At 47.3% G+C, this 17,752-nt stretch carries 11 protein-coding genes and 1 pseudogene; all 12 read left to right on the forward strand.

Annotation, left to right across the window (positions count from 1 at the left end; translation table 11 throughout):
- Window positions 1-90: 90 nt before the first annotated feature.
- Window positions 91-5,538, forward strand: coding sequence for a glutamate synthase-related protein (locus tag HUX64_RS11300; protein ID WP_425484256.1), 5,448 nt, complete (start codon window positions 91-93; stop codon window positions 5,536-5,538).
- An 87-nt stretch (window positions 5,539-5,625) separates the two neighbouring features.
- Window positions 5,626-7,374: a sulfite reductase subunit alpha gene (locus tag HUX64_RS11305; RefSeq protein ID WP_174626339.1), complete on the forward strand. Its 1,749-nt coding sequence runs from the start codon at window positions 5,626-5,628 to the stop codon at window positions 7,372-7,374.
- A gap of 489 nt (window positions 7,375-7,863) precedes the next feature.
- Entirely contained in the window at window positions 7,864-8,472 is a 609-nt protein-coding gene (locus HUX64_RS11310) for a PilZ domain-containing protein (RefSeq protein ID WP_246247001.1), read from the forward strand.
- A gap of 66 nt (window positions 8,473-8,538) precedes the next feature.
- Complete coding sequence (gene birA / locus HUX64_RS11315; protein WP_174626340.1) at window positions 8,539-9,549, forward strand: bifunctional biotin--[acetyl-CoA-carboxylase] ligase/biotin operon repressor BirA; 1,011 nt, start codon at window positions 8,539-8,541, stop codon at window positions 9,547-9,549.
- Window positions 9,533-10,258, forward strand: a complete 726-nt coding sequence (locus HUX64_RS11320; RefSeq protein WP_174626341.1) for a type III pantothenate kinase — start codon at window positions 9,533-9,535, stop codon at window positions 10,256-10,258. Before birA ends, HUX64_RS11320 begins: the two co-directional genes overlap by 17 nt.
- Window positions 10,259-10,850: 592 nt before the next feature.
- Window positions 10,851-12,134 (forward strand): oligosaccharide flippase family protein, encoded by a 1,284-nt coding sequence (locus HUX64_RS11325; RefSeq protein WP_174626342.1) that lies wholly within the window; start codon window positions 10,851-10,853, stop codon window positions 12,132-12,134.
- On the forward strand, window positions 12,118-12,903 hold the full coding sequence (locus HUX64_RS11330; protein ID WP_174626343.1) for a DUF268 domain-containing protein: 786 nt from the start codon (window positions 12,118-12,120) through the stop codon (window positions 12,901-12,903). Before HUX64_RS11325 ends, HUX64_RS11330 begins: the two co-directional genes overlap by 17 nt.
- 294 nt (window positions 12,904-13,197) lie before the next feature.
- Window positions 13,198-14,076: an alpha-1,2-fucosyltransferase gene (locus HUX64_RS11335; protein ID WP_174626344.1), complete on the forward strand. Its 879-nt coding sequence runs from the start codon at window positions 13,198-13,200 to the stop codon at window positions 14,074-14,076.
- Window positions 14,073-14,966, forward strand: coding sequence for a glycosyltransferase family 2 protein (locus HUX64_RS11340; protein ID WP_174626345.1), 894 nt, complete (start codon window positions 14,073-14,075; stop codon window positions 14,964-14,966). The genes HUX64_RS11335 and HUX64_RS11340 overlap by 4 nt, the downstream gene beginning before the upstream one ends.
- Before the next feature lie 317 nt (window positions 14,967-15,283).
- Complete coding sequence (locus tag HUX64_RS11345; RefSeq protein WP_217426508.1) at window positions 15,284-16,489, forward strand: glycosyltransferase family 4 protein; 1,206 nt, start codon at window positions 15,284-15,286, stop codon at window positions 16,487-16,489.
- Window positions 16,482-17,477 (forward strand): UDP-glucose 4-epimerase family protein, encoded by a 996-nt coding sequence (locus tag HUX64_RS11350; protein ID WP_246247002.1) that lies wholly within the window; start codon window positions 16,482-16,484, stop codon window positions 17,475-17,477. The genes HUX64_RS11345 and HUX64_RS11350 overlap by 8 nt, the downstream gene beginning before the upstream one ends.
- Window positions 17,474-17,752 (forward strand): annotated as a pseudogene (locus HUX64_RS11355) (glycosyl transferase); the annotation flags it as partial. The gene HUX64_RS11350 and the pseudogene HUX64_RS11355, both read left to right, overlap by 4 nt.

Raw genomic sequence — 17,752 nt, forward strand, 5'->3', positions numbered from 1 at the left:
AAAAACGACCTATAAACGCTGTTTAATACGGCATGATTAGAGCGGGCTGGATAAATGAACATACATTCCCAATCAGGTAGCACAGAAGCAATGCTTTATAACGCTGAATTATCGCCGGACAGCTGCGGTGTGGGCTTTATTGCCCAAAAACAAAGCATCCAGACGCATGAGCTGTTGCTTATAGCAAATGAGGCGCTATGCACCATTCCCCACCGCGGCGGCATGAGTGCTGAAGGTATAGGCGACGGCGCAGGCGTTAACATTGACTTGTCCTTAAAATTCTTTCGCAAGGTTACCGGTATAAACACCCTGGAACTGGGCCAATTTGGTGTCGCCAATTTCTTTTTTCCTGAAGATCATGATCAATATGATTTCTCGGCAAAAGAATTGATTGAGCGACATTTTAAAAACTTCGGTTTGCCGATTATTCTGTGGCGCGACATTCCGGTAGATAAAGAGGTTATTAATGCCGCTGCTCTGAAAGCTCAACTTCCTATAAAACAGGTTATTTTCAGTCGTCCGGACAGCCTGAAAAACGCCTCGCATGATGACTTTGAAAATCACATTCAGGCGGCTTTGCTGGCAATTGAAGTCGAGGGATTCACCCGTACTGAACTGGTTGGCTTCTATCCTTTATCGATGAGTTCGCGTACTCAGGTTTACAAGGGCCGCTTAAACTCTTTTGAAGTTATTCCGTACTTTAAAGACCTCTACGATAAAGACCACGAAATCAATACGCTGTTTTTTCATACCCGGTTTTCAACCAATACGGCGCCGGCCACCTTAATGGCTCAGCCATTTCGTTATATGGCCCATAACGGCGAATTAAATACTGATAAAAAAAACCGTTTAAGCGAGAGTGCGATTGCCCGCCAGCATAACAAGAACTTGGTTTTTCCTTGTGGACAATCGGATTCCGGGCGGCTCGATCAAACCCTGAGCCGGCGTATCAATGAAGATAAACTGGATATTGTGACAGCCGTTTTAGCCATGATGCCGCCTGCCTGGGAAAATGACACGACTCTGTCGCCTGAAGTCAGGGCCATGTTTGAATATTTCAGCCTGTATGAAGAAAAAAATGACGGCCCCGCCGCCTTGATCTTCAATGACGGCGTACGGGTCGGCGCGCGTTTGGACCGCTTGGGATTACGACCGTTGCGCTCGGTTGAAACCAGAGAGTATCTCGTCGTTATGTCTGAAGCGGGCCAAATTAATTTTCCGCCCAAGGAAATATTAAAGCGCGGCCGTATTGAAGCGGGCGGCATGCTGTATTTTGATCACAGTACTGGCGAAGCGTATAACACGCACCAAATTATGGAGCGCCTTGCCAGAGAAAAAGACTATCAGGCCTTGTTAGCCCAAAGATGTATTCATATTTCACAGTTGCCTGAGGTCAAGCTGGCTGAACTTAATAACACGCATGCATTCAATATAGATCAGCAACATACCGCCTACTCCCTCAATCAGGAAAGCTTTAGATTTCTGCTTGATCCGATGCTGGCTACCGGCATGGAAAAAATATCGGCAATGGGGTATGGCTTGGCGCCCAATGCCTTGTCCAATGCTGAAGGCGGAATGTCCCGCTATTTCAGTCAGCGTTTTGCCCAGGTTACCAATCCGCCGCTGGATTCCTTGCGGGAAAGCGACGGTATGACCTTGCGCGTTGCGCTAGGTGCCAAACCCACCTTTTCTGATGCATCCAGCAAGCAACTGGTGATTGACTCCCCGATTCTGCAGCGCACCCGGCTGGAACAAATCCGCAGGCAATCCATTATCAGTACGGTGACGCTGGATATGCTGTACACGCCTGATTTCAATAATCCCAGGCACAACGAAGAGGCTCTGGAAACCGCCTTGCGGTCAGTCTGCGAGCAGGTTGAAAAAGCCGCCCGGAACAATACCGGCATTATTATTTTAAGCGATATCAATATCAGTACAGACAAGGCAGCGATTCCCGCCATATTAATGATTGCGGCGGCCAATCAGCAGTTAGTGAAGCAAGGCCTGCGGTTTAATTCTTCATTAATTGCAGAAACCGGGCAGGCTGCCAGCCCCCATGATATAGCTACTATCCTGGGCTTCGGCGCGTCCGCTATTTGTCCCATCAGCGCTCATAACCGGGTTATCACCCATTATCCTGTTGACAGCCAGCAAAAAATTCTGGACCAGTTCCAGAAAGCGGCTGAAAAATCGCTGATGAAAACCATGGGCAAATTTGGTCTGTGCACGGTTGAAAGTTATATTGGCGGTGAATTTTTTGAACCCAACTATCTCGATACGGACGAACCGAGACTAAACCCGTACTTTCCGACTATCCACGCTTCGGTGGGCGGTGCCCGCTTTGCGGATATTGCGGCCAGCGCAACAGAATGGCATCAAAAAGCATTGGCTGTCCGTGCCGAAAAAGATATTCCCTTCCTGGGCCTTTTTAAGGAACGTCAGGACGGCGCCGGCCATTCCTTTGGCAATACGGCTGTTAGAGAATATATTAATATGACCGATGAGGCTATTTCCTATATTCCCCAAGATAAATCGCTTGAAGCCAGCGATACAGCCTATGTGGATTTCGGCTACGACAAACTGACTCAGGAACAAATCGATAACTTCGGCATTACACCGGCCTATCGCAGCTTTACTAAAAATCTGTACCTGGAACGTGATTCCCGTCCGGCGGCATTACGCGATATTATGGATTTTCCGGCAGATATTACGGCAGCGGAATCAAGCGCTGATTTTGACCGTATTCTGGGCAGGCAAAACCTGCGCGGCAACATTAATTATCTGATCCGCGGCCTGGAGGTAAAACAGCTGAACGCCGGTACTTTTACCATCAGCTTTACCGAAAATTCATCCAGCCTGCGTTTAGCACAGCTGGCAGAACATTTTAAAAAACGTTTTTCCGATACGCGTTTCAGCATTTCTGTAGCAGAAGAGGCAATTGTCTTGCAACTTGCAGCCACTGAGAATGTGTTGGCAAATTATTTAAGCTCCATACAACCGGCAAGAAATCCGATTGCTCTGACTGAAGTACAGTCGGCGCATGAAATCACCGCGTCATTAACTTCCGGGGCGATGAGCCATGGCGCTTTAATAGGTGAAGCGCACGAAGCCGTTGCCCAAGGCACTAATATCGTCGGAGCTCTAAGCAACTCCGGCGAAGGCGGCGAGCATTCCAGCCGTTTTAACACCTTGCGCTCCTGTAAAATCAAGCAGTTTGCCTCGGGGCGGTTTGGAGTCTGGGCCGGCTATCTGGCTGATCCTACGATTAAAGAAATTGAAATCAAAATTGCCCAGGGTGCAAAACCCGGTGAAGGCGGTCAATTACCTGCCGCTAAAGTTTCGGTAGAAATTGCCGCTTTACGCGGCGGTACGCCGAAAGTCGAACTGGTTAGCCCACCGCCGCACCATGATACCTATTCTATCGAGGATCTGGGGCAATTAATTCATGATGCCAAGGCTGCGCGCGTCAAAGTGGGCGTTAAACTGGTTTCATCCGAAGGCATAGGCACGATTGCAGTCGGTGTTGCCAAAGCCGGTGCCGATGTTATTAACGTGGCGGGCAATACCGGCGGTACCGGCGCAGCAGCGGTTACCAGCCTGAAAAACAGCGGACGCTCACCTGAAATCGGCATCGCCGAGGTCCATCAGGCTTTAGCTGTTAATGGCCTGCGTGACAAAATCACATTGCGCGGCAGCGGCGCTCATCAAAGCGGACTGGATGTGGTTAAATCGGCGATCTTGGGGGCGGACTCATTTGAATTCGGCACCACGGCTATCATGATGCTGCGCTGCGTAATGGCAAAAAACTGCAATGTTAAATGCCCTGCCGGCTTAACGACAGCACACGAGGAATTTAAGGGCGATCCACGCGTACTGGCCCAGTTTTTTTTGAATCTGGCACATGAAGTCAGAGAAATATTGGCTGTATTAGGATACCAAAGCCTTAGGGACATTCGCGGCAAGACGGATTTACTGCATTTAATCAATCATCCGAGCATGGTGGGTCAACTTGACCTGACTAAAATGCTGGCGCACGTTACTGTGGTAAAAATTGCCGAACCGGTTTATCTGGAAGCCAATTTTAGTATTGATGACAAGATCATCGAACAGTTTAAAGCGGGTATTATTAACCGGAATCAACAGCAAGTTATCATCGAAGGCAAGGACTTTACTCTCAACAATCGTAATAAATCAGTAGGCGGTCAAGCCGCCATAGATATTGAACGGATGCTTGCCTACGATCTGAATGAACGGCAGGCTGCAAATTCCAGAATTATCTATACCAATCAGAATGGACGGCGTTATCTAGCGCCTGATAGCGTTATTATTCGCACTACCGGCTCTGCCGGACAAAGCTATGCAGCCTTTTTAAATGACGGTATGCGCCTGGAGCATCTGGGCACCTGTAATGATGGCGTGGGTAAATCTGCCTGTGGCGGCACTATTGTGGTTGAATCGCCGGGCGGGGGCATTAAAACGCCTGGCAAAAATGTTTTAATCGGCAATTTCGCGCTGTTTGGGGCGACCGGAGGCAAGGCTTTTATCAATGGTGAAGCCGGAGACCGGTTTGCGGTCAGAAATTCAGGCGCTATGGCGGTCGTTGAAGGGGTAGGCGATTTTGCCTGCGAATACATGACTAACGGGGCGGTTTTAAATCTGGGCGGATTTGGCAAAGGTTTTTGCAACGGCATGTCCGGCGGCAATGCTTATCAGTATGACCCGGACAATAAACTGGAAAACCTGTACGACAAGGCTTCAGTAGAACTTCACAGGTTGACCGAAGACACCGACATCGCGCGTGCCCATGAGCAGTTCATCCTTTATATGCTGGAGCAGCATGAAGAGTGCGCTAATTCAAGCAAGGCCAGAAACTTCATTAATAACTGGGAGTCCGAGCGTAAACATTTTAAATTCGCCATGCCATTATGGCTGTACAGGACGCAGACTGCTGAATATCTTAAAAAAGCCATAGATCGCAAGGAAATGATTGAGGAATTGGCTCTCGAACTGGCGCGCCGGCAAATAGAACAAGTCAAAAGCGCCTATCAGAATACGCAGTTGCTGTTTGGTGGAGCGATTCCCGCTTATGGCGCCGTCGATACCGACTTAACCTTTAAATTGGTAAACAGTTTTTCGGTATTCGAAAAAGCTCAGCAGTGCGCAACTGATATGCTTAAACACTTGCCCGAAGCTCTGCGTTCACCCAAACATATAGAACAGGCAGCTCGCAAACTGATCATCGAACGTCCGCGTAAGCTACAGGAAATGTTAGTGAAAAGCACGCGCGAAGCCTACAGTAATTATAGTGACGATCAGCTTGCCTGCCTGTTGGCTGTCAAACGACTCGATGATTACAAAACCGCATTAATCAAGCGCGATGTGCAAAGTATTTATTCACTGGGCTCTACAGCCTGGATTATTGAGCAGGAAAAAATCAATAAGCGTGCATTAGCCGGCATTCCTTCCATCGAAGAGTACCTCGCCGGACTCGTTGGGCTGGGAATCGTTCAGGGTATGTTGAGCCAGCAGGCGGCCTGAGCCCACGCATCTTTATATTGTAATCATCAGCATCTGAAGCTTTGCCTGAAGAATGTTGAAATAGACGTTAATTTGCCAGTAACTTAAATGAAAACACCGCCTATTCCACTGGATGCCCCTTACAGCGAAAGTCAGCGCGCCTGGTTAAACGGCTTTTTTGCCGGTCTGCATACTCACATCATTCAAAGTAGCGGCTCAGTAAATCAGGCGGCGGCACGAGTCATCACCATACTGTACGGCAGCCAGACCGGGAATGCCGAAGCCGTCGCCAACAATGCCGCTGCCGTCGCCAAAGCACATGGCTTGAAGCCTGTAGTAAAAGGCATGGACGAGGTAGAAGTCGATGCGCTTGCCGCCATGGAATATGCGCTTATCATTACCAGCACTTACGGTGAAGGCGACATGCCCGATAATGCCCAGATGCTTTGGGAAGCGGCTTGCGCCGATAGCGCGCCCAGACTTGAAAATATGAAATTTTCTGTATTGGCATTAGGCGATACCAGCTATGACCAGTTCTGTCAGGCGGGTAAAGACTGGGATGAAAAACTGGTTGAGCTGGGCGCAGACCGGATTTATGAGCGTACCGATTGTGATGTCGATTATGATGAGCCGGCTGAAGCCTGGATTAGCGCGGTAATTCCCCATATCACAGAAGGTATATCTCCTGCCACGACTGTTGTGGTTGATACTGCGCCTCAGGCTGCAGAAAAGCCCAAATATAACCGTAAAAATCCGTTTCCGGCCAAAATGCTGGTCAATCGTATATTAACCGATCCCTCCTCGTCTAAAGAGACCCGGCATTATGAACTTTCAATTGCAGGTTCAGGATTAAACTATGAAGCGGGCGATGCTTTATGTATTGTGCCTACTAATTGTCCAGTCCTTGTTGCTGATATTATTAGCGCCCTCGGCTGTAAGGGTGATGAAGGTGAGCCGGTCAATGGCGAACTGGTAGCTTTACATGAAGCGCTGCGCACTCAATTTGAAATTAAAACTCCCAGCAAGGAACTGATCGATGAAATTGCCCGGCGCTCCGGCGATCAGGAGCTTAACGGTATCCTTGAAACAGGCGATAAGGACGCTCTGGCGAAATATTTATGGGGTCGGGATACCTTGAATTTATTGCTGCAATTTCCGGTTTGTGAATTCTCAGCCGCTGAGTTTATCGCCCTGCTGAAGCCGTTGCAGCATCGCGCCTATTCTATTTCCTCCAGTTCCAGAATGTATCCTGATACGGTGCACTTAACAGTTGCCAGCGTACGTTATGAAAGTTATAACACCTTGCATAAAGGAGTTTGTTCGACATTTCTCGCCGATAGGGTCGATGACGAAACAGAAGTACCGTGTTTCTTTACTCCCAACAAGGTCTTTCGGGTCCCTGAAGATGATAGTCTGCCAATGATTATGGTCGGACCCGGTACCGGTCTCGCGCCTTTTCGCGCCTTTTTGCAGGAGCGCCAGTATAAAAACGCAGCGGGGAAAAACTGGCTATTCTTTGGCGACCGTAATGCGGCAACTGATTTCATGTATCGCGACGAACTGGAAGCCTACCAGAAAAGCGGGCTGCTGACGCGCCTGGATCTGGCTTTTTCCAGAGATCAGGAAAAAAAGATATATGTGCAGGATCGCATGCTGGAAAACGGTGCAGAGCTTTATGCATGGCTGGAGCAGGGCGGTTATTTCTTCGTCTGCGGCGATGCCTACCGCATGGCGAAAGACGTCGATAAGGCGCTGCACGATGTTATTGCCAAACACGGCAAGCTAACTGACCAGCAAGCCATAGACTATGTTAATCAATTGAAAAAAGACAAACGCTATGTCAGGGATGTTTATTAATCTGCCTTTAGGAATTTTAAAAATTTATTTAGACTATCTGGGGAACTGCCCGAGATACCAGTTATCCCAGGTTTTTCTTGTTTGACATTATAGTGTTTTGGGTTGAGTTTCCCCTTCTTTATTTCTTTTATTCTTATATTTCTACTCTTGAGCTGAGCTCCGACATTTTTCCGGGTTAATTAACTTTTAACTATAAGTTTTTAAAGCCTTGCCAAATAGCGCCTTTATCGATCGCACCCCCCCTTTAAAGGATATAAATTTCTTAATAGTTTTTCCGTTTACACTATAGTTTGATAACTGTAAGGGATGGTTTCTGTATGGAAAACTCAAAAAGTGCATTTTGTATTTGCTTTTTGTTTTTACTTATTACTCTCGGTATTAAAAAAGCTATTAACAGGCGAGAGCGACTTTAGCTGTGAATCAGAAGAAAAATAGTGGCGTTAATTATTTTATTAAACCAGAGCAATAAAACTGTAGAGGTTAAGAGTCGTGAATGAGAGCAATATGGCAAGAACCGGGGAGAGAAGGCGGTTTTTTAGAATTGACGATGAAGTCAACCTGTTTTACAAAAAAATAGATGAAAAATCGATGACTGAGGTGAGCCATATTAGCGATAATATTCTCGGTAATTGTTCCTTGTCTGCAGCTCTTGAAGTCATATCGCAGGAATCGGCATCGCTTTTATACCGATTGGAAAGAACATATCCTGATATAGCCGATTATTTAAAGTTAATCGAGAATAAAATCGATCTCCTGGCCCAGGCTTACATGATGCAGAGCGGGCAGTTCAAGGAAAAAGATTCGCGCAATGCCAATCTCAGCGCAGCGGGCCTGGCTTTTGATAGTGAAGAGGAGCTTCAGGAAGGGGATTACCTGGAAATCAAGATGCTGCTGGTCTCCTGCCTGGCTATTATCGTAACGTACGGCAAGGTTATTTATTGCAAAAAAAATCACTCAAACGACAGCCAGTATCCCTATATCGTAGGCGTTGATTATGTCAACATGAAAGACCAGGACCGCGAAGTACTGATCAAGCATGTAGTCAGAAGACAATTGCAGCAAATCCGGGATAAAAAAGAAATTAGCAGTAAATTTTAGAGAGTATCTATTAAGGTTTATCCTGGGAATCAAGCAAATAATAGATGAGCTTCAAGGGCAAATCCTGTGGTTATTGCAGATAAACAAAAAAAAATTCTTACGCTTCTGGCCGATGGAGAGTTTCATTCAGGAAGCGATTTGGCCAGGGCGCTTGGAGTCAGCCGTTCAGCTATCTGGAAACAGTTAAATTGTCTCGCCGAATCAGGATTGCAGCACTCGGCAGTCAGCGGTAAAGGCTACCGACTGGACAAGTCTCTGGAATTGCTGGCCCAGAGCGAAATCTATGAGGTTGTTAATGAGCAGGCCAAAGCCTTAATTTCATCGTTTGAAATTCATGACCAGATTAATTCGACAAACAGTTATTTAGTGGAATGCGCCCACAGGGGCGCGCCTTCAGGGTTTATCTGTTTTGCTGAGCGGCAGACGGCAGGCAAAGGCAGGCGGGGGCGGCAATGGGTTTCGCCTTACGGCAGCAATATTTATCTGTCCATACTCTGGCGTTATCAACAAGGCGGTCCTGCTGCAATTTCCGGCTTAAGTCTGGCTGTGGGCATAGCAGTAATCAGAGCGTTAAAGCAGCATAATATAAATAATATCGGCTTAAAGTGGCCTAATGATATTTATAGCCGGGGTAAAAAACTGGGCGGTATTTTGGTCGAAGTCTCCGGTGAAAGCGATGGCCCCTGTACAGCTGTTATTGGTTTGGGGTTGAATTTGTTTCTGTCTGAAACTGAATCGGAAGTCATTGCTCAGGCATGGACTGATTTAAGCAAAATTACCGGTCAGCACAAACTGTTCAGAAATGAACTGGCAGGAACATTATTAAATCATCTGCTTCCCGTCATTGCCGGTTTTGAAAGCGTCGGCATAAAAGCCTATCTCGATGAATGGCGCGCTTATGATTGCCTGGCAGGCAGATTGGTAACGATATTGCTGGCCGACAAGCAACTTAAAGGCACCGTGGAAGGCATAAATGATACCGGCATGTTGCTGCTTAAACATGCAGATGGAAGTGTTCAGGCTTATGCTTCCGGTGAAGTGAGCTTTAATAGTCAGAGCGATGAATCTGCTGGTTGACATAGGTAATACCCGGCTAAAATGGGGGCTTGCCGAAGACAGTCATATTACTAGCGGTCAATCCCAGGTTCATCATCAGCTTGATTCTCATAAATTGATTGAAATCTGGAAAAAGATTGCCCCGCCTCGGCAACTGGCAATCTCCTGCGTCAGCTCAAGCCGGTTAGTAGAGCTGGTTCGCGCAGTAGCCGTCGAACTTTGGCCGGACATAGACATTAGCATTGCCCAATCCCAGGCCCAGGCATTTGGCGTGTATAATGCTTACGAACAGCCCCGGAAACTCGGCGTTGACCGCTGGTTGTCTTTAGTGGCGGCCAGACGCTATTATCCTGGACTGGCCTGCATAACTGATTGCGGCACTGCAATTACCCTGGACTTAATAGATGCTCAAGGCAGGCACCTGGGGGGGCTGATAAGTCCTGGTTTGACGTTAATGAGAAAATCACTCGCTCAAGGCACCGAAGCTCTGAAATGGAGCGAAATGAACTACGCAGCTGGACTGGCAAATTTTACTGAGGCTGCAATCCATAGCGGCACTCTTGCTGCCGCATGCGGGTTAATTGAGCATGTTCTGGCAACACAACCGGAAAATATTCAATTAATTTTAACGGGGGGCGATGCGGGGTGCGTGGCTGAGCAGCTCGCTTACAAGCCCATTATTGACCCCGATTTAGTCCTGCGCGGATTATCGATTGTCTTAGAAGGATAACGGTGAAAATTCTCTTTTTTCTGGTGGCTTTGGCTAATGTTGCGCTGCTTATGTGGGAATATAACAAAGGCGCTTTTGAGAAGGCCATCGCCGCTTCAGAGCAAAAATCCTGCAAAATAAGGAAGATATCCTGCTGGTCAGCGAGCTTGAAAATAATTTATCCCATGAGCTGCCGGCCGGGGAGCCTGAACCGGCTTCAGTTGAGCCTTCATTATCTCCAGAATCAGCTGGCCTTGGCAATGATAAAGCGGTTTTAGAAATCCCCGGCGCCGGGTTAAAATTAAACGGCTCAGCAGTGACTGCTGCCGAAAAGCACGGGGCAAGCGCTAAAAACCCTGGCGCAAATCCTGTTATTTGCTATGAAGCCGGACCTTTTGTTAGCGACGACGTGTATCAGATTTGAAGGAAGCAGTTAACGGCTGTCAAGGCTTCCATTAAACCCGTCATTAAAGATGCCCGGATAATAAGCATGGTATTTGCCGTCTCTAATGGTGTGAAATGGGCGGACTACCATGCCCGTCAGCAGTTAATAGGGACCGAGTTCTCGCCGGTATTTGCATTTGCCAGATGCCTTAATTATTAGCTTTCAGTAATGAACTTACAAAAAAACATTATAGCCAACTATATAGGCACAATTGCCACCGCCTTAGCGCCGATCCTGGCCTTGCCGTGGTATTTAGAGGCACTCGGACCAGAGCAATTCGGCCTGATCGGTTTTGTGGCTATGCTACAAGTACTGCTCGGCTTGCTGGATGCCGGTATGAGCCAGGCACTAGTGCGCGAAATTACGATACGTATGATTTCTCCAAAAGCAGAACAACAACGAGTCGCCTCCCTGCTAGTCGGTTTTGAAGGCATTTATTGGGGATTTGCTTTTACCGCCGGATGTTTCATAGCGCTGATCGCCGGAATCATTACTACTCATTGGTTAAAACTTGAAAATCTGCCTTCAGAAGTAGGAAAAGAAGCAATTTATGGAGCTGCTGCCATCTTCGCTGCCCAGTTTCCAGGTTCGGTCTATCGTAGCGTCCTGGTGGGTGCGCAAGCGCAAGTTACCCTTAACATAATCATGTTTTTTAGTTCAATTACTCGCCATTTTGGCGGTGTAATCATCGTTCTTTATTTCCCTACATTATTGACCTACTTGATTTGGCATGCATCGATTGCCATGCTTGAAACCTTATTACGCGGAAAAATGGCTTGGAGAACGCTGAACATAAAGCGAAGCAAAATAAAATGGGAATTAAAGGAAATGCGCCCGCCAGTGCAATTTATTATGAGCATGTCTGGCGCCGCTTTGTTAGGCGTCCTCACCGTTCAGATGGATAGAATAGTGCTTAGCCTAATGGTAACTATCGAACAATTCGGTTATTACACCGTTGCGGCTACTGTCGCCGTAGGTATGCTACAGTTGATATATCCATTAGTTCAGGCAGTATTGCCACGCGCCATACAGTTGAGAGCGGATCCCATCGGATTACGTTGTCTCAGTGCCAAGCTGGCTGCGCTGATCGGCTTGCTTGCCGTTTTGGGTGCGCTTATCTTTATCGCTTTTGGCAAATGGTTGCTTAATTTTTGGTTGAAAAGCCCAGCGGCAGTCACCGCTGTCTATCCTATATTGTCAGTCCTGCTTATAGGAACAATCCTTAATGCTTTTTATAATGTGGGTTATATGAACTGGATAGTTCATGAAAACTGCCACAGTATTATGCTAGTCAATTCACTGGCATTACTTCTTTCTGTGATCCTTATCCCGTGGCTTGTTATATGGCAAGGCACAATCGGTGCAGCATTTGGTTGGTTGGCAATAAACTTGATTGGGTTCTTTTTAAGCCTGGAATGGATAAAATTGAAGCAATATGATTCTAATAATTAAAAAGATTTACTGGCTTATCAGCTTCCAGTTCGGCATCGACCCCAGGCGCATGGCTCGCTCGCTCCGGGGAATTCCACGGTATATCGCAGGCTGGCTTCGTTTCAGCAAGGAATACAAAGGGCGCCTAGACTTTTTTCCCTGCTTGTACGATTGGTACGAAGAAGCAGGTGCTACGAAAGATGAATATTTTCTGCAGGATTTATATGTGGCGCGGAAAATTTATCTTGCCAATTCGCTAAAGCATGTGGACATCGGTTCACGCCTTGATGGCTTTGTCGCGCATGTGGCTAGCTTCAGGGAAATCGAGGTATTCGATATACGGCCGGTTACCTCTCAGATTCCGGGAGTGCTGTTCAGATCTGCAGACCTCATGAATCCGCTTGAACCGTTCACAGAATACTGTGACTCGCTGTCATGTTTGCATGCCTTGGAACATTTTGGTCTTGGCCGTTATGGCGATCCGATTGACCCGCATGGCTATGCGGTGGGACTGAGAAATATGGCTAAGATATTGCAATATAACGGCCTGTTTTATCTTTCCGTCCCCATCGGCAAGGAACGAGTGGAATTCAATGCGCACCGAATATTTGATCCAGGCTCGCTGGTTCGGCTTGCCGCAGCAAACGGTTTGCAGCTCAAGGAATTCGCCACAATAGGACAAAGCGGTACACTTATTCAATCTTCCTGCGAGGAACAGGATATGGACGAATTAGGCAAACTGCGTTATACCTTGGGCATTTTTACATTTGTCAAAAATATGGATAGGTAAGTGAAGAAATCATTAATAAAAATAGCGGGAATAAGCGCCAATGAACAAGCGCTCAATCACGGGCTGGCTCAGACATTGGCGGCAGTGTGACCTCAGATTTGTGCATACTCGATGCCGGCGCAGGTGAATTGCAGAACAAGTCATTGGGCACTAACCTGATTTATGTATCGCAGGACATTTGAGAAAACCAGCGAGCTAGGAAAGCTGTTACCCTCCCAATCGTTAATTGTTCCGAAGAGAACGGTGCGAAAACTTCTCGGGCGTATCGTAAATAAACTCGGAATGTAAGTGAGCATGATTATTTCGCAAATTATCGGCGGCCTCGGCAACCAGATGTTCCAGTACGCAGCGGCGCGGTCATTGTCAGTGGAGCGCAATCAGCCGTTACGTTTGAACATTGCCGAGTTTGACGGCTACGGACTGCACCAGGGATTTGAGCTTGAGCGGGTTTTCAATTGCCCGGCAGAAATCGCTACTAAAGCGGAGGTGGGCAGTATTTTAGGCTGGCAGTTCTTTTCCGTTATAAGGAGAGTTTTGGCACGTCCCGGCATGGCGGCATTGCGCCGCGATGGGTTTGTTGTTGAGCCGCACTTTCATTACTGGCCGGAAATAAACCGTATTCCGAAAGATTGCTACTTAGTCGGCTACTGGCAGTCAGAGAGGTATTTTGAAAAGCATGCTTCTGAAATACGCGCCGACTTTGCTTTCAAGCTTCCATTGTCAGACAGGAACAGTATACTTTCCGAACAAATCAGTCAGGTGAATGCGGTGAGTTTGCATGTGCGGCGGGGCGATTACGCCAAGAATTCCAAAACCCGTGCGAGGCATGGCCTATGCTCTCCGGATTATTACCAGAGAGCTATTAACTATATTTCCGGTCAAGTTGAACAGCCCCGTTTTTTTATTTTTTCCGATGATATGGCTTGGGTAAAAACCCATCTGAAGATGGCTTTTCCTTGTTACTATGTAGATCATAATCGCAATGAAGAGAGCTACAATGATATGCATTTGATGAGTCTGTGCCGGCATCATATTATCGCCAACAGCTCTTTTAGCTGGTGGGGAGCCTGGCTGAATCCGGCTCCGGACAAGATCGTGGTTGCCCCAGTGAAATGGTTCGCTGACAAAAATAATAATAAAGACTTGTTTCCGCCGGGCTGGGTGACTTTATGAAACCGGGAAAAGCCGCCGGCTGGACAGGGCTAACGATTTCTTGGCTAGTAATTGGAGCAAGATTGTTCATGTTGGAGCAATTGCAGGGTAAGACAGCGCCTTTGATAACAATCGCTATGCCGGTATATAACGCCGGCCACTATTTGAGAGCAGCCGTACTTTCAATGATTAACCAGACCTTCACCGACTGGGAATTGCTGATTATTGACGATGGCTCAACCGACGAGGCTTTGCAGGAAATGACGGATATCCGGGATGAGCGCATCATAATTTTTAGCGATGGGATAAATAAAGGTTTGGCTGCCCGGCTGAACGAGGCCATTGATTCGGCCCGGGGCAAATATCTGGCGCGTATGGATGCCGATGATATCGCCTATCCTGAAAGACTGGACCGGCAAATAGAAGCGCTTCGCAATGATCCGAAACTTGATCTGGTCGCCACGCGGGCGATAAGAATTGATGAGGACGGACAATTCATGGGCTTGTTTCCCTATTCGCTTTCTCACGAAGAAATCTGTGCCCGGCCGTGGCAGGGATTTTATTTTCCTCACCCAACCTGGATGGGTAAAACAGACTGGTTTCGCAAGCATCGCTATGCGGTGCCGTCCCCTTATTTTTGTGAAGATCAGGAATTATTACTTCGCAGTTATCGTCAAAGCCGCTTTGCTACTGTGCCGGAGATACTTTTTGCCTATAGAGTGAGGGGCAAAATTAACCCTATCAAGCAAGCCGGCACTCGATGGAGTTTATTCAAAGTTCAGCTAAGATATTTTTATAAGATGAGAGAATGGATTTTTGGAGGGCTGTCGGCAGGTGTTTTCACTGCCCGTATTTTGTCAGATATCTATAAGCTGTTTTGTAAGCTAGTGTCTAATTGCATTAATCTCTGACATATAAATGTCTATTAAATTCAGTATGTTAGTTATTAAAATAACGATGCTTATTTATGCAACTAAGCACTAGTACTCAGTCAATTTACTTATGAGGGGTGATAATTTAAAAGAGCCGTTCGTGGTGAGCTCGTCGAACCATGAACACAAGTCTTTCGACAAGGCTCTCCTGAGTATAACCGAAGGGCTCAGGACGAATGGCGTGTTAAATAGTACTCGACAAAACAAAAATGACTGAGTACTAGTTGATTTTCATAAAAAGCAGATCGTGCTACCGGAGTTGGCCGCTATAAAATCTGAATGGGAAAAATTAAATCTTGACTACGAACTCTACAAAAACTGAAGTTATCAAAATTAATCCGGAACGGGCGAAAGTGTGCATGGTTGTAACCAGCTTGCTGATTGTGAGGTTTTTTTTGATGCCCCACCTTGCCGCCTTATCGCGGAAATATGATGTGACATTGATTGTTAATCTTGATGATCAAGGATTTCTGAATGAACTCCAGCTTCCCATAACAGTAATTTCAGTAAATATTGTCCGGCAAATAGCGTTATGGCAGGACTTGAAAGCCTTATGGCAATTGATTTGGATATTTCGTAACCAGCCTTTTCAGTTGGTGCATTCCATTTCTCCCAAAGGCGGATTATTGGGGATGATTGCCGCCAGGATTGCCGATGTAAAGATTAGAATTCATACTTTCCAGGGAGAAGTATGGGCCAATCGTCAGGGAGGGTGGCGGGTTATTCTAAAATTCATGGATAAGCTTGTTGCCAGGATTGCGACGCAGCTAACGGTTGTAAGCCATTCCGAACGGCAATTTTTGATAGATGAAGGAGTCATTTCTTCGGAAAAATCCATCGTGCTGGCTAATGGCTCAATTTGCGGCGTGGATAGTGAGCGATTTTACCCAAATACCGCCATGCGGGAAGATATACGAAAAGAGCTGGGAATAAATGAAGCTTCAATCGTTATTCTTTTCCTGGGCCGTATCAACCGGGACAAGGGTGTTTTTGATTTGGCAGAGTCATTTACCGAGATAGCGGCAACAATACCCGATGCCATTCTGTTGTTCGTCGGCCCTGATGAAGAACAAATTTTTGAAGATATCCAGCGAATTTGTGCGAGCTGTCGGGAGCAGATAAAAAGAGTTGAGCTTACTTCATCTCCTCAACATTACCTGTGGGCCTCGGATGTTTTATGCCTGCCCAGTTACCGGGAAGGTTTTCCTATTGCTATTATAGAAGCAGCAGCCACAGGCATACCTTCTGTATGCTCGCGAATTTACGGCATTACGGATGCCGTTGAAGATGGTAGAACCGGATTGCTGTTTACTGCCGGAAAGGTTGACGAGCTTACGCGCGCGTTGCTGAAGCTGATTCAAAATCCCGACCTGCGTCAACAATTGGGTAAGGCGGCTCGATCTCGCGTTGTAAAGCTGTTTCCCAGCCATAAGATTATCGAGGAAATGCTCGGCCTTTACGAGCATCTTTTGAGTGGATATCAAGATGCCATTATTGAGTAAAAAACAACCGCATAGCCCGAATGCAGAAATGCCGAAGCAGGTGCTGATCACAGGAGCCAATGGCTTTATTGGCCGTGCCTTATGCGCTGAAGCCCTTCTGCGAGGCCTGCCTGTCAGAGCGGCTGCCCGCTCAACCATTGAAGTTCATGCAGGCGCAGAAGTTATAAATACAGGCGCTATAGATGGTAATACGGATTGGTCTCAGGCTTTGAAAAATATTGATATTGTTATTCATCTCGTAGGGCGCGTATACCAGATGCAGGATACGACTACTGATCCTCTGGCGGTGTTTCGCCGGGTAAATGTTGAAGGCACTTTAAATCTTGCCAGGCAGGCAATAGAGGCAGGGGTGCAGCGATTCATCTTTATCAGTTCGATTAAAGTGAATGGCGAAGGTACGCTGCCGGGTAAGCCCTATACCGCCGAGGATCAGCCTGCGCCGGTTGATTCTTATGCTATTTCCAAGCACGAAGCGGAGGATAACTTGCGCCGGTTGGCCGGCGAAACAGGAATGGAGACGGTGATCATTCGCTCTCCTCTTGTCTATGGGCCGGGTGTGAAAGGCAATTTTAAGAAAATGCTGCATTGGCTGGATAAGACCGTCCCGTTACCGCTCGGTGCAATTCATAACAAGCGTAGTCTCGTGGCGCTGGATAATCTGCTCGATTTAATCATAACCTGCGTGGATCATCCGGCCGCGGCGAACCAGACATTTTTGGCTGGTGACGGCGTGGATCTTTCTACTACGGAATTACTGCGCCGTATGGCGGCGGCCTTGGGCAAGAAGGCATGGCTGCTGCCAATGCCGGTATGGGTGCTAAACCGCGGCGCCAGTCTGCTGGGCAAATCGCCAATGGCGCAACGCTTATGCGGCTCGCTTCAGGTGGACATTAACAAAACCCGGGAGATACTGGGCTGGACGCCGATCGTGGGCGTTGATGAAGCTCTGCGCAGGACGGCTCAGCATTATAAGACAGGCTGCAAATGATAGGATTGGGAGGAATTTTCCTGTCAGCTTTACTGGTTTCTGCGCTACTAACGGGTTTGATACGCCGCTATGCATTGTCAGCCAGGCTGCTGGATATTCCCAATGCCCGCAGTTCTCATAAGGCGCCTGTTCCACGTGGCGGCGGCTTGGCCATTGTGATAGTTTTTCTGGGCGGCCTTAAAATTATTTCACGGATGGGGCTGCTGGCAGAAGAGGCTTGGTGGACTGTTTTTGGAGCCGGCGCCTGGGTGGCTTTAATAGGCTTTCTAGACGAC

It is taken from the genome of Candidatus Methylobacter favarea (assembly GCF_902806695.1).
Lineage (GTDB): Bacteria > Pseudomonadota > Gammaproteobacteria > Methylococcales > Methylomonadaceae > Methylobacter_B > Methylobacter_B favarea.